The following is an 11,838-nucleotide window of genomic DNA, read 5'->3' on the forward strand; positions in this document are numbered from 1 at the left end:
GCTGCAATAGACCGGTTTACAAGCTCATGGACATCCAACGCATCTGGCGTGACAGCCTCGACCTGTGGGGCACCCTCGACCAACATCCGCTGCTTCACGCCTCTATCGGCCTGGCCGTACTGCTGCTGGTTTCACTGGTGCTCGGGCGCCTGGCACGCTTCCTGGTGCTGCACGGCGCTCGCCTGCTGGCCCGGCAGACGGCACTCAAGTGGCTCGACGACCTGCGCCACAACAAAGTCTTCCATCGCCTGGCCCAGACCACCCCGTCACTGGTCATCCAGTTCGGCCTGAAACTGGTACCGGAGCTGTCCGACACCGCCCAGCACTTCCTCGGCAACCTTGCCCTGGCCTTCACCCTGCTGTTCATGACCATGGCGCTGTCGTGCCTGCTCGATGCCCTGCTGGACATCTACGCCCGCACCGAACACGCCCGCACCCGCTCGATCAAGGGCTACGTGCAGCTGGCCAAGATGATGCTGTGGATCTTCGCCTCGATCGTCATCGTCGCCACCCTGATCGACCGCTCGCCGCTGTTGCTGCTGTCGGGCCTGGGTGCGATGTCGGCGGTGCTGCTGTTGGTGTACAAGGACACGCTGCTGTCGTTCGTCGCCAGCGTGCAACTGACCAGTAACGACATGCTGCACGTGGGCGACTGGATCGAGATGCCACAGGTCGGTGCCGATGGCGACGTGGTGGATATCACCTTGCACACGGTCAAGGTGCAGAACTTCGACAAGACCATCGTCTCGATCCCGACCTGGCGCCTGATGAGCGAGTCGTTCCGCAACTACCGCGGCATGCAGCAGTCCGGAGGCCGACGCATCAAGCGCAGCCTGTTCATCGATGCCGCAGGCGTGCGCTTCCTGACCCCGGACGAAGAACAGCGCCTGAGCCAGGTGAGCCTGCTGAGTGACTACCTGGCCGGCAAGCGTCAGGAACTACTGGCCTGGAACGAAGCGCTGGGGCCGGTAGCGGAGCTGTCGGCCAACCGCCGCAGGCTGACCAACATCGGCACCTTCCGCGCCTTTGCCCTGGCCTACCTGAAGAAGCACCCCAACGTACACCCGAACATGACCTGCATGGTCCGGCAGATGCAGACCACCGCCGAAGGCGTGCCGCTGGAGATCTACTGCTTTACCACCACCACGGTGTGGGCGGATTACGAGCGGATCCAGGGCGACATCTTCGATTACCTGCTGGCAGTGTTGCCGGAATTTGGCTTGAGCCTGTACCAGCAACCGAGTGGCAATGACATGCGCGTGGGGTTGGCAGGGCGAGCGGCCCCCGAGCCGATGCCGCGCCGCCTTGAAGAAATGAACGAGGCTTGAGATGGCCGGGGCTGCGTTGCAGCCCCCTCCCCCCAAGGCCGAGTCAGAGGCCTAGCTTGCCAGAAGCGGCCTGCTTTCCCGGGCGTTGACCATGCAGTACAGCGCGCCGGCCAGGATCAGGCCCATCGCCCAGCTGATGTCCGCCCCCAGCCACTCGGCCACGAAGCCCGTGTAGAACGACAGCTTCATGAACGGGATGATGCCGATGATCGATACGGCATACACCGCCAGGCTTCGACGATTGAAGCAGCCGTAACGGCCCTTGGCGTCGTACAACGCCCCCACGTCATACTGGCCCCGGCACACCCAGTAGTAATCCACGAGGTTGATCGCGCTCCAGGGGATCAACAGGTACAGCTGGCCGATCAGGATGTCGGCGAAGAACGTATCGAAATTGTGTTGGGTCGCGATGGCAATCAGCGTTGCCGCGGCAGTCAGGCCCGCCATCACCAGTGCCTTGGCCGTCGCGGTCACGCGCCTGATGGTCTTGAAGGCACCGAAGATCGTGACCGAGGACATGTAGGCGCTGTAGAGGCACAGGACGTTGTACTGGATCACCCCCAGCGCAATCACGGCCAGTGCCAACGGCGCCCACGGGCCAAACAGCCCGGCAATGGCCGTCGCAGGGTCATGCCCCAGTGCCGAAGGTAATTGCACAGCCACCAGCGCGCCCAACGCCATCATGGCGAACGAGCCCAGCGCGCAACCGCAATAGGTGGCCCAGAACGTGGCGCGTGGGTTGACGTTCGCCGGCAGGTAGCGCGAATAATCCGCCACATAGGGGCCATAGCCCAACGTCCAGGAGGCGGCCTGGGCCACGATCAGGTTGAAGGCGGTGAATGAAAAGCCGGTCGTTACTGCCGTGGTGCCTGCCGTGTCGCCGGGGTGCAGCAGGATCAGCACCAGGGCGCCGGCAAACACCAGTGTGGACAGCAGGCTCATCCATGCCCCGAGGCGGTGGATCAGTTCGTACCCGACAAAGCCGATGACGAAGGTCAGCACGCCGACGACCACGATGGCCTGATCGTCGCTCATCGGCACCAGTGCCTGCACGGCATTGCGCATCAGCACGCCACTGGCGGCGAGAAACAGTACAGCGGCCGTGACCATCACCAGCAAAGGCAGCGCCGCGCCATGGACGCCGAACTGGGCCCGGCTCTGGATCATCTGTGGCACGCCCAGGTGCGGCCCCTGGGCAGAGTGCGCGGCCATGAACACGGTGCCGATCAGGTTGCCGACCAGCAGGGCCAGCAAGGTCCAGGCAAAACTCAGCCCCGAGGCAATACCCAAGGTGCCGACCATCAGTGCGGTTATCTGAAAGTTGGAGCTGAACCAGATGGTGAACAATCGTTTAGGCGTGCCATAACGCTCAGCGTGTGGGACGAATTCGATACTTCGCGTTTCTAGCTTCACGCCGGTCTCCCGATTTTTGTTTTCATGATTATCGGGTACGCACCCGCCGGGCTTGGGTTCATTAACGAACGCGTCTTAGCTAGCTGCGCCATGCCTTGCTTGATAACGTCAGGCTACCAGTGGCCCGTGCTGGTTCCAGATGAGCAAACTGGCTTGAGATAGTCGGGGCTGCTCTGCAGCCCCTTCGCGGGTGAACCCGCTCCTACAGGTAGCGCGCAGCGTTCAGGCCTGCGCAGATCCTGTGGGAGCGGGTTTACCCGCGAAGGGGCCGGCAGCTACCCCGCATAGCCCAGCAGGTACAGCAGCGCGGTCAGGGTCACCAACGACGCCACGGTCGACAACAGGATCGTCCGCGAAATCAGCCCCGCCTCGCGGTTGTAATACTCCGCCAGCATGAACGGCCCGGTACCGGTCGGCAGCGCCGCCAGCAGCACCGCCGACGCCGCCCACAGGGTCGGCAGGCTGAACACCTTGAACGCTAACACCCAGGTCAGCGCCGGTTGCCCGACCAGCTTCAGCGCCACCAGCGGCCACGGGCTGGCCTGCGAACCGGTACGCTTCTCAGCCAGAAACGCCCCCAGCGAGATCAACGCGCAAGGCGTGGTCGCCAAGGCCAGCATGTCGAGAAAATGCATCACCGGCTCGGCCAGCCCCAGACCGCTCATGGCCCACCCTGCCCCCGCCAACGGCGCGATCACCAGCGGATTTTTCGCCAGCGCCTTGCTTACCAGCAAAATGGCGCGGCCGATCTGCCGCTCCTCCTGCAGGCCGATCTCGATCAGCGTCAGGGAAATCGCGAACACCAGGCAGACCACGATCAATGACGAGATCAGCGCCGGCTGCAGCCCTGGCTGGCCGAACAGCAGCAGGCACAGGGGGATGCCGATGTAGCCGGTATTGGCATAACCGGCACTGAGCCCGTCGATGCTCGCCGCCACCAGGCCGTGGCCGCCGTACAGGCGCCAGGCCAGGGTCACGACGAACATCGCCAGCGCGCCGGCGCCGAAGGCGACGATGAACCCCGGGTGCCAGATCTCGCTCCAGGTTGCCGTGGCGGTGACCTTGAACAGCAACGCCGGCAGGCACAGCCAGACCACCATCTTGTTGATCTCGGCGGCGGCCTTGTCACCGAGCTTGTCTGTCTTGCGGCACAGGAAGCCGACCAGGATCAGGGCGAAGATCGGCGCGACGATGACCAAGACGGTGTGCATCTCAGGCCTTGCCTGCCGCTGGCGCCGTTACGCGGTTGCCCAGGCGGCTCAGCCACACCGACGCGAGGATGATCGCGCCACCGAGCAGCAAACGGCCAAGCGGTTCGTCGCGGTTCCAGATCAGCAGGTTCAGTAGCAGCCCCACAGGCACATGCAGGTTGTTCATCACCGCCAGCGTGGCGCCCGAAACCAGGCATGCGCCCTTGTTCCACCAGTACAGGCCCAGGGCCGTCGGGCACAGGCCGAGGAACAACAGCACCGCCCACTGCACGTTGGTGCTCGGCAGGTGCTGGGCATTGCCGAACAGCAGGAACGCCGGCAGCACCACGATCAGTGCGCCCAGGTAGAAGTAGCCGAAGCGCCTGTAATGCGGCAGGTCGCTGGGGTGGCGGGCGACCAGGTGGCGATACAGCACCTGGCCGGCAGCGTAGGTGAAGTTGGCCAGTTGCAGCAGCAGGAAGCCCATGAAGAAATCGCCGCTGATGCTGTCGAAGCGGATCACACCGGCCCCCGCCACGGCCACCAGGGCCGCTAGCAGCGCCCACGGGTTGAAGCGCCGGTTCAGGGCGTCTTCGATCAGGGTTACGTGCAGCGGCGTGAGAATGGTGAACAGCAGCACTTCCGGTACGCTCAGCACGCGGAAGCTCAGGTACAGGCAAACGTAGGTGATGCCGTACTGCAGCGCGCCGATCAGCAGCATCGAGCGCAGGAAGCGCGGCTCGACCTGGCGCCAGCGGGTCAGCGGCAGAAACACCAGGCCGGCCAGCACCACGCGCGCGAGCACAGCGAAATAGCTGTCGACGTGCCCGGCCAGGTACTCGCCGATCAGGCTGAAGGAAAACGCCTGGATCAGCGCGACGATTATCAGGTAGCCCATGGTTGCCTCTCGTGGATCAAGGGCGCGACCTTAGCGGGTTGCGGCCTGTGTGTTCAACCATGGGGAATGTGGGGGTGGCTGGATACTCGCTCTTTGTGGGAGCGGCCTTGTGTCGCGAAAGGGCTGCAGAGCAGCCCCAGCATTATGTGTAGCAGTGCTGAGATCCTGGGGGCGCTTTGCACCCCTTTCGCGACACAAGGCCGCTCCCACACAAAGCAAAAGCAGACCGCGTGCACCGCACATAAAAAAGCCCGGCCATCAGGCCGGGCAGGTACACCCAAGGAGCAAAACAGGTGTCAGGGATGGGAATTCGTTGAGCCTCAAGCCACCGCGGCCAGCTTGGCCTTGGCCTGGTTCAGGCCTTTTTCGTGGAACTCGCCGCTCATGTTCAGGCCTTCGGCATGGATGAAATCGACATCGTGAATACCGATGAAGGCCATCACCTGGCGCAGGTACGGTTCCTGATGGTCGCTGGTGGCGCCGGCATGGATACCGCCACGGGCAGTCAGGACAATGGCGCGCTTGCCGGTGAGCAGGCCTTGCGGGCCGGTCGGGGTGTACTTGAAGGTGATGCCGGCACGCAGCACGTGGTCCAGCCAGGCCTTGAGGGTGCTGGGGATGGTGAAGTTGTACATCGGTGCAGCCATCACCAGCACGTCGGCCGCCAGCACTTCATCGGTCAGCACGTTGGAGCGGGCCAGGGCCTCCAGTTCGGCGGCGCTGCGCTGTTCTTCAGGCTTCATCCAGCCACCGAGCAGGTTGGCATCCAGGTGCGGCACCGGGTTCAGCGCCAGGTCACGTACGGTGATCTCGTCGGCCGGGTGCGCCGCTTGCCACTGCTGGATGAAGTCACGGGTCAGTTGACGGGAAACGGAATCCTGCTGGCGGGCGCTGCTTTCGATGATCAGTACGCGGGACATGGGTGCCTCCATCGGCAAAAAACGGTTGCGATTCGATGGAGGTGAGATTAAGGCTTGACCTATCGATAAAAAAGCGTAAAAAGTGGGTGCAATCTATCGATTAATCAGTTTTATTGCGCAGTGCAGTCCAGCGCGATGCGCAGCTTGATGATCTGCCGATTGAATTTGGCGGTCACATCGACATGCTTGCCAGCCGGCACGTTGACCCGGCGCACGCGCGGCGCCTCGGGCCCATTGCGGAAGGTCACCTTGCAAGCCGCCGGCACTTGCCCATAGTTGTTCAGGGTAATGGAGCCGATGTCGTAAGCCGTGTCGTAGGTGGTGTAGTCCAGCTTGACCCCGGTCAGTTCCTTCTCCACATCGATGGGGTAAGCCATGGCCCCAAGGGGCAGGCACATCAGAATTGCCGCACAACATTTCTTCATGGGGCGCTCTCCTTGAAAGAGCGCAGCTTAGGACAACAGGAGCCAAACATGAAAGCGCCGCGCGTGACCCTGGATCAGTGGCGGACCTTGCAGGCAGTGGTCGACCATGGCGGTTTTGCCCAGGCCGCCGAAGCCCTGCACCGCTCGCAGTCGTCGGTCAGCTACACCGTGGCGCGCATGCAGGAGCAACTGGGTGTGCCGCTGCTGCGCATCGATGGCCGCAAGGCCGTACTGACCGAGGCCGGCAACGTACTGCTGCGCCGTTCGCGACACCTGGTCAAGCAGGCCAGCCAGCTGGAAGACCTGGCGCACCACATGGAGCAAGGCTGGGAGGCCGAAGTGCGCCTGGTGGTCGATGCCGCCTACCCCAGCGCCCGCCTGGTGCGCGCCCTGGCAGCGTTCATGCCGCAAAGCCGCGGTTGCCGGGTGCGCCTGCGTGAAGAAGTGCTGTCCGGCGTCGAGGAAGTGATGCACGAAGGCATCGCCGACCTTGCCATCAGCAGCTACAGCATCGGCGGCTACCTCGGCACCGAACTGAGTTCGGTGGAGTTCGTCGCCGTCGCCCACCCCGAACACAGCCTGCATCGGCTGGGCCGGGAGATCACCTTCCAGGATCTGGAAAGCCAGCTGCAGGTGGTGATCCGCGACTCCGGCCGCGCCCAGCCGCGGGACGTTGGCTGGCTCGGCGCCGAACAGCGCTGGACGGTCGGCAGCCTGGGCACTGCCGCCACATTCGTCGGCAGCGGCCTGGGCTTTGCCTGGTTGCCACGGCACATGATCGAGCGCGAACTGCACGACGGCGTGCTGAAGCCGCTGCCGCTCGATCAGGGTGGCAGCCGCCACCCACTGTTCTACCTTTATTCGAGCAAAGAGAAGACCCTGGGCCCGGCCACGCAGATTCTCATAGACCTGCTGCGTAACTTCGACACTGCGCCGCTGGACGTGCCCTTCGCAGCCCCCCCACAAGCCTGAGAGGACCGCGCCCATGGCCTATTTCGAACATGAAGGATGCTCGCTGCATTATCAGGAATATGGCCAGGGCGAGCCCTTGGTGCTGTTGCACGGCCTGGGCTCCAGCAGCCAGGACTGGGAACTGCAGGTGCCCGAGCTGAGCCGCCGCTACCGGGTGATCCTCATGGACATCCGCGGCCACGGCCGCTCCGACAAGCCACGCGACGGTTACCAGATCGCCACCTTCAGCGCAGACCTGCTGGCCCTGCTCGAGCATCTGCAGACCGGCCCGGTGCACTTCGTCGGGCTGTCCATGGGTGGCATGGTGGGGTTCCAGTTCGCCGTGGACCACCCGCAATGGCTGCGCAGCCTGTGCATCGTCAACAGTGCCCCCGAAGTCAAGCGCCGCACCCGCAGCGACTGGCTGTGGTGGCTCAAGCGCTGGGGCCTGGCGCGCATTCTCAGTGTCGAGACGGTCGGCCAGGGCCTGGCCGCACGCCTGTTCCCCAAGCCGGAGCAGGCCGAACTGCGCAAGAAGATGGCCGAACGCTGGGCACGCAACGACAAGCGTGCCTACCTCAAGAGCTTCGACGCCATCGTCGATTGGGGCGTGCAGGAACGCATCGGGCAGATCCACTGTCCCACGCTGGTGATTGCCGCCGACCACGACTACACCCCGATCCACCTCAAACAGCGCTATGTCGCCCTGATGCCCCACGCCAGGCTGGTGGTCATCGACGATTCCCGGCACGCTACACCCCTCGATCAACCCGAGGTCTTCAACCAGACCCTGCTGCAGTTCCTCGCAGCCGCTTCCACCTCTCAAGGATCATTGAGCCCATGCTGAAAAAACTCCTGCTCACCGCCTGCTCGGTCGCCTTCGCCACCAGCGTCATGGCCTCCGACAAAACCCCGCACGTCCTGCTGGACACCAGCTTCGGCCAGGTTGAAATCGAGCTCAACGCCGAGAAGGCACCGATCAGTACCAAGAACTTCCTGCACTATGTCGACAGCGGCTTCTACAACAACACCATCTTCCACCGAGTGATCCCGGGCTTCATGGTCCAGGGCGGTGGTTTTACTGAGCAGATGGTGCAGAAAGACACCCAGGACCCGATCAAGAACGAGGCCGGCAATGGCCTGCAGAACACGCGCGGCACCCTGGCCATGGCCCGCACGTCCAACCCGAACTCGGCCACCAGCCAGTTCTTCATCAACGTGGCCGACAACGACTTCCTCAACCCGGGCCGCGACGCCGGTTACGCCGTGTTCGGCAAAGTGACCAAGGGCATGGAAGTGGTCGACCAGATCGTCAATTCGCCTACCACCGTGAAGAAGGGCATGCGCGACGTGCCAACCGACCCGGTGTTCATCAAGTCCGCCAAACGCATCGACTGACCCAGGTTTCACAGGGACGTGAGACCTTCCGGGGTCGGGTAGCACAGGAGTCTTGTCACCCATGCTGTACCGCCGTTTCGAGCAACTGATCGATATATTCCGCGACGCGCCCAGCGACTCGCCGCCCGGCCAGGTCTGGCCGTTCTACCTGTACTACCTGCGCCAGGTCTGGCCGAGCTTTCTCGCCCTGCTGGTGGTGGGCCTGTTCGCCTCGCTGATCGAGGTGGCGATGTTCAGCTACCTGAGCCGCATCATCGACCTGGCCCAGGGCACGCCCAACGCCGACTTCTTCAGCGAGCACAGCGGCGAGCTGATCTGGATGCTGGTGGTGATCCTGCTGCTGCGGCCGGTTTTCTTCGGCTTGCACGACCTGCTCGTGCACCAGACCATCAACCCGGGCATGACCAGCCTGATCCGCTGGCAGAACCACACCTATGTGCTCAAGCAGAGCCTGAACTTCTTCCAGAGCGACTTTGCCGGGCGCATTGCCCAACGCATCATGCAGACCGGCAACTCGCTGCGCGACTCGGCCGTGCAGGCCGTGGATGCCTTATGGCATGTGCTGATCTACGCGGTGACCTCGCTGGTGCTGTTCGCCGAGGCCGACTGGCGCCTGATGCTGCCGCTGCTGGTGTGGATCATCGGTTACATCGCCGCGCTGTACTACTTCGTGCCGCGGGTGAAAGAGCGCTCGGTGATCTCTTCCGATGCACGTTCCAAGCTGATGGGGCGCATCGTCGATGGCTACACCAACATCGCCACTCTCAAGCTGTTCGCCCACACCGACTACGAACAGCAATATGCGCGCGAGGCGATCCGCGAACAGACTGAAAAAACCCAGCTGGCGGCGCGCGTGGTCACCAGCATGGACGTGGTCATCACCACCCTCAATGGCTTGCTGGTCGTCACCACCACCGGCCTGGCCCTGTGGCTGTGGAGCCAGTCGCTGATCACCGTGGGTGCCATCGCCCTGGCGACCGGCCTGGTGATCCGCATCGTCAACATGTCGGGCTGGATCATGTGGGTGGTCAACGGCATCTTCGAGAACATCGGCATGGTCCAGGATGGCCTGCAGACCATCGCCCAGCCGGTCACGGTGACCGACAAGCCCCAGGCGCCGCCACTCAAGGTCAGCCGCGGCGCGGTGCGCTTCGACGACGTCGACTTCCACTACGGCAAGGCAGCCAATGTGATCGAAGGGCTCAACCTGGACATCCGCCCCGGCGAGAAGATCGGCCTGATCGGCCCGTCCGGCGCCGGCAAGTCGACCCTGGTCAACCTGCTGCTGCGCCTCTACGACGTGCAGGGCGGGCGCATCCTCATCGACGGCCAGGACATCGCCGAGGTCAGCCAGGCCAGCCTGCGTGCGCAGATCGGCATGATCACCCAGGACACCTCGCTGCTGCACCGTTCGATCCGTGACAACCTGCTGTATGGCCGCCCCGGCGCCAGTGAAGCTGCGCTGCACGAAGCCGTGCGCCGGGCGCGGGCCGACGAGTTCATTCCGCTGTTGTCGGATGCCCAGGGCCGCACTGGCTTCGATGCCCATGTCGGTGAGCGTGGCGTGAAACTGTCAGGTGGCCAGCGCCAGCGCATCGCGATTGCCCGGGTACTGCTGAAGAATGCGCCGATCCTGATCATGGACGAAGCCACGTCGGCGCTGGACTCGGAGGTCGAGGCGGCCATCCAGGAAAGCCTGGAGACGCTGATGCAAGGCAAGACGGTGATCGCCATCGCTCACCGGCTATCGACCATCGCCCGGATGGACAGGCTGGTAGTGCTGGACAAGGGGCGCATCGTCGAGAGTGGCAGCCACAGTGAGCTGCTGGAGCAGCGAGGGCTGTATGCCCGGCTTTGGCACCACCAAACCGGGGGTTTTGTCGGGGTCGACTGAGACCTGTACTGGCCCTTTCGCGGGTAAACCCGCTCCTACAGGTTCACGGGTTCACCCGCGAAAAGGCCGGCACGGGCGACAGAGACTTCAATCCTTGCGGTAGGGCAACATCTCCCTTGCCTGCTCGGCATACCCCCGTACCCCTTCCCGCTCCTGTACCAGAAAATCCTCCACCGCCCGCCGCAACCCCGGATGCAGCAGGTAATGCCACGACCGCGTCAGCACCGGCTCGAAGCCGCGAATCAGCTTGTGCTCACCCTGCGCCCCGGCATCAAAGCGCTGCAACCCTTCGGCAATCGCGAAGTCCATGCCCTGGTAGAAGCAGGTCTCGAAATGCAGCCGGTCGAACTCATCGAGGCACCCCCAGTAACGGCCGAACAGGCTATCGCCGCCGACCAGGCTCAGGGCCATGGCCACTTCACGCCCGCCCTGGCGCGCCATCACCACCCTTACCGCCTCGGGCATGCGTTCAGCCAGCAGGCTGAAGAACGCCCGGGTCAGATAAGGCGAACGCCCGCGCACCGCATAGGTATTGGCATAGCACAGGAACACAAAGTCCCACTGCGCCTCGTCCAGCTCGTCGCCGCGATACCAGCGAAAATCGATGCCCTGCCCCGCCACCTGCTCACGCTCCTTGCGCATCTGCTTGCGCTTGCGTGAGCTGAGGCTGTCGAGAAAATCCTGGAAGTCGCGATAACCGTGATTGCGCCAGTGGAACTGGCAGCCGAGGCGCTCCATCCAGCCCGGCAGGTCCGCCATCTGCGCATCCAGCGGTGGGTCGGTGAAATTGATGTGCGCCCCCGACAACCCGCCTTTGCCCAGGTATTCCGGCAATGCCTGCAGCATCAGCAGGCCATCGGCAGCGTCGGCCGCCAGCAGGCGCGGCCCGCTGACCGGGCTGAACGGTACGGCACCGAGCAATTTGGGGTAGTAGGCGATGCCGGCACGCTCGCAGGCATCGGCCCAACCGTGGTCGAACACGTACTCGCCATACGAATGCCATTTGCGATACGCCGGCAGCAGCGCACGCACCTGCCCGTCACGCTCCAGCACCAGGTGCTCGGCGGCCCAACCGGTGCTGCGGGCAACGCTGCCGCTGTCTTCCATGGCACTGAGAAAGGCATGGCGCAGGAACGGTTGGCCAGCGGGAACCAGGGCATCCCAGGTCGCCGCTGGCAGGTCACGCAGGTGGGCAAGGCTGTAGAGACTGGTCACGTTTTCGACTCGCTGTGCAAGGCCATCAGTATCAGCCAACAGAGGCCCATCGCTCAAATCAGCATTGGCCCGTTTCGCCTTTCATTCTCAATTACTTAACAGCAGTGCCACTAATTGGACATTATTCTGTCATTCGCCCCCGCAATACTTGCGCCTGTTTTCCGGAACCCTAGAACCTGTCTAGTCAGGCCCTTTCCGAAGACATG

At 63.5% G+C, this 11,838-nt stretch carries 11 protein-coding genes; 5 read left to right on the plus strand and 6 right to left on the minus strand.

Annotated elements, in window-relative coordinates:
• Positions 1-26 precede the first annotated feature (26 nt).
• Complete coding sequence (locus tag L6D64_RS01990) at positions 27-1,328, plus strand: mechanosensitive ion channel family protein (protein WP_176507891.1); 1,302 nt, start codon at positions 27-29, stop codon at positions 1,326-1,328.
• Positions 1,329-1,379: 51 nt separating this feature from the next.
• On the opposite strand, the gene L6D64_RS01995 is transcribed toward L6D64_RS01990, so the two are convergent.
• From L6D64_RS01995 to L6D64_RS02015, 5 genes are all read right to left on the minus strand, one after another.
• Complete coding sequence (locus L6D64_RS01995; protein ID WP_176507890.1) at positions 1,380-2,741, minus strand: purine-cytosine permease family protein; 1,362 nt, start codon at positions 2,739-2,741, stop codon at positions 1,380-1,382.
• A gap of 275 nt (positions 2,742-3,016) precedes the next feature.
• On the minus strand, positions 3,017-3,952 hold the full coding sequence (locus L6D64_RS02000) for an AEC family transporter (RefSeq protein ID WP_176507889.1): 936 nt from the start codon (positions 3,950-3,952) through the stop codon (positions 3,017-3,019).
• A gap of 1 nt (position 3,953) precedes the next feature.
• Positions 3,954-4,829 (minus strand): carboxylate/amino acid/amine transporter, encoded by an 876-nt coding sequence (locus L6D64_RS02005; protein WP_176507888.1) that lies wholly within the window; start codon positions 4,827-4,829, stop codon positions 3,954-3,956.
• Between the two features lie 320 nt (positions 4,830-5,149).
• A complete protein-coding gene (locus L6D64_RS02010) occupies positions 5,150-5,749 on the minus strand; it encodes an FMN-dependent NADH-azoreductase (protein WP_054885683.1) in 600 nt (199 codons plus the stop codon).
• 110 nt (positions 5,750-5,859) lie between these two features.
• Positions 5,860-6,174: a hypothetical protein gene (locus tag L6D64_RS02015; protein ID WP_054885684.1), complete on the minus strand. Its 315-nt coding sequence runs from the start codon at positions 6,172-6,174 to the stop codon at positions 5,860-5,862.
• A gap of 48 nt (positions 6,175-6,222) precedes the next feature.
• On the opposite strand from L6D64_RS02015, the gene L6D64_RS02020 reads away from it, so the two are divergent.
• From L6D64_RS02020 to L6D64_RS02035, 4 genes are all read left to right on the plus strand, one after another.
• Complete coding sequence (locus L6D64_RS02020) at positions 6,223-7,146, plus strand: LysR family transcriptional regulator (protein WP_027918709.1); 924 nt, start codon at positions 6,223-6,225, stop codon at positions 7,144-7,146.
• Positions 7,147-7,159: 13 nt separating this feature from the next.
• The gene (locus tag L6D64_RS02025) at positions 7,160-7,972 is read left to right on the plus strand and encodes an alpha/beta fold hydrolase (RefSeq protein ID WP_176507887.1); all 813 of its coding nucleotides are present in this window, start codon (positions 7,160-7,162) and stop codon (positions 7,970-7,972) included.
• Positions 7,966-8,523 (plus strand): peptidylprolyl isomerase, encoded by a 558-nt coding sequence (locus L6D64_RS02030; RefSeq protein WP_176507886.1) that lies wholly within the window; start codon positions 7,966-7,968, stop codon positions 8,521-8,523. The genes L6D64_RS02025 and L6D64_RS02030 overlap by 7 nt, the downstream gene beginning before the upstream one ends.
• A gap of 61 nt (positions 8,524-8,584) precedes the next feature.
• A complete protein-coding gene (locus L6D64_RS02035) occupies positions 8,585-10,417 on the plus strand; it encodes an ABC transporter ATP-binding protein (protein WP_176507885.1) in 1,833 nt (610 codons plus the stop codon).
• Between the two features lie 87 nt (positions 10,418-10,504).
• On the opposite strand, the gene L6D64_RS02040 is transcribed toward L6D64_RS02035, so the two are convergent.
• On the minus strand, positions 10,505-11,632 hold the full coding sequence (locus L6D64_RS02040; RefSeq protein ID WP_176507884.1) for a GNAT family N-acetyltransferase: 1,128 nt from the start codon (positions 11,630-11,632) through the stop codon (positions 10,505-10,507).
• Between the last annotated feature and the right edge of the window lie 206 nt (positions 11,633-11,838).

Origin of the sequence: Pseudomonas urethralis (assembly GCF_021602465.1) — a bacterium.
Classification (GTDB): domain Bacteria; phylum Pseudomonadota; class Gammaproteobacteria; order Pseudomonadales; family Pseudomonadaceae; genus Aquipseudomonas; species Aquipseudomonas vlassakiae.

Bases quoted from the DNA above. Each gene is read 5' to 3' on its own strand.
- L6D64_RS02035 (WP_176507885.1), top strand. From the start codon at position 8,585: ATGCTGTACCGCCGTTTCGAGCAACTGATCGATATATTCCGCGACGCG.
- L6D64_RS02005 (WP_176507888.1), bottom strand. From the start codon at position 4,829: ATGGGCTACCTGATAATCGTCGCGCTGATCCAGGCGTTTTCCTTCAGC.
- L6D64_RS02020 (WP_027918709.1), top strand. From the start codon at position 6,223: ATGAAAGCGCCGCGCGTGACCCTGGATCAGTGGCGGACCTTGCAGGCA.
- L6D64_RS02000 (WP_176507889.1), bottom strand. From the start codon at position 3,952: ATGCACACCGTCTTGGTCATCGTCGCGCCGATCTTCGCCCTGATCCTG.
- L6D64_RS02010 (WP_054885683.1), bottom strand. From the start codon at position 5,749: ATGTCCCGCGTACTGATCATCGAAAGCAGCGCCCGCCAGCAGGATTCC.
- L6D64_RS02015 (WP_054885684.1), bottom strand. From the start codon at position 6,174: ATGAAGAAATGTTGTGCGGCAATTCTGATGTGCCTGCCCCTTGGGGCC.
- L6D64_RS01990 (WP_176507891.1), top strand. From the start codon at position 27: ATGGACATCCAACGCATCTGGCGTGACAGCCTCGACCTGTGGGGCACC.
- L6D64_RS02030 (WP_176507886.1), top strand. From the start codon at position 7,966: ATGCTGAAAAAACTCCTGCTCACCGCCTGCTCGGTCGCCTTCGCCACC.
- L6D64_RS02025 (WP_176507887.1), top strand. From the start codon at position 7,160: ATGGCCTATTTCGAACATGAAGGATGCTCGCTGCATTATCAGGAATAT.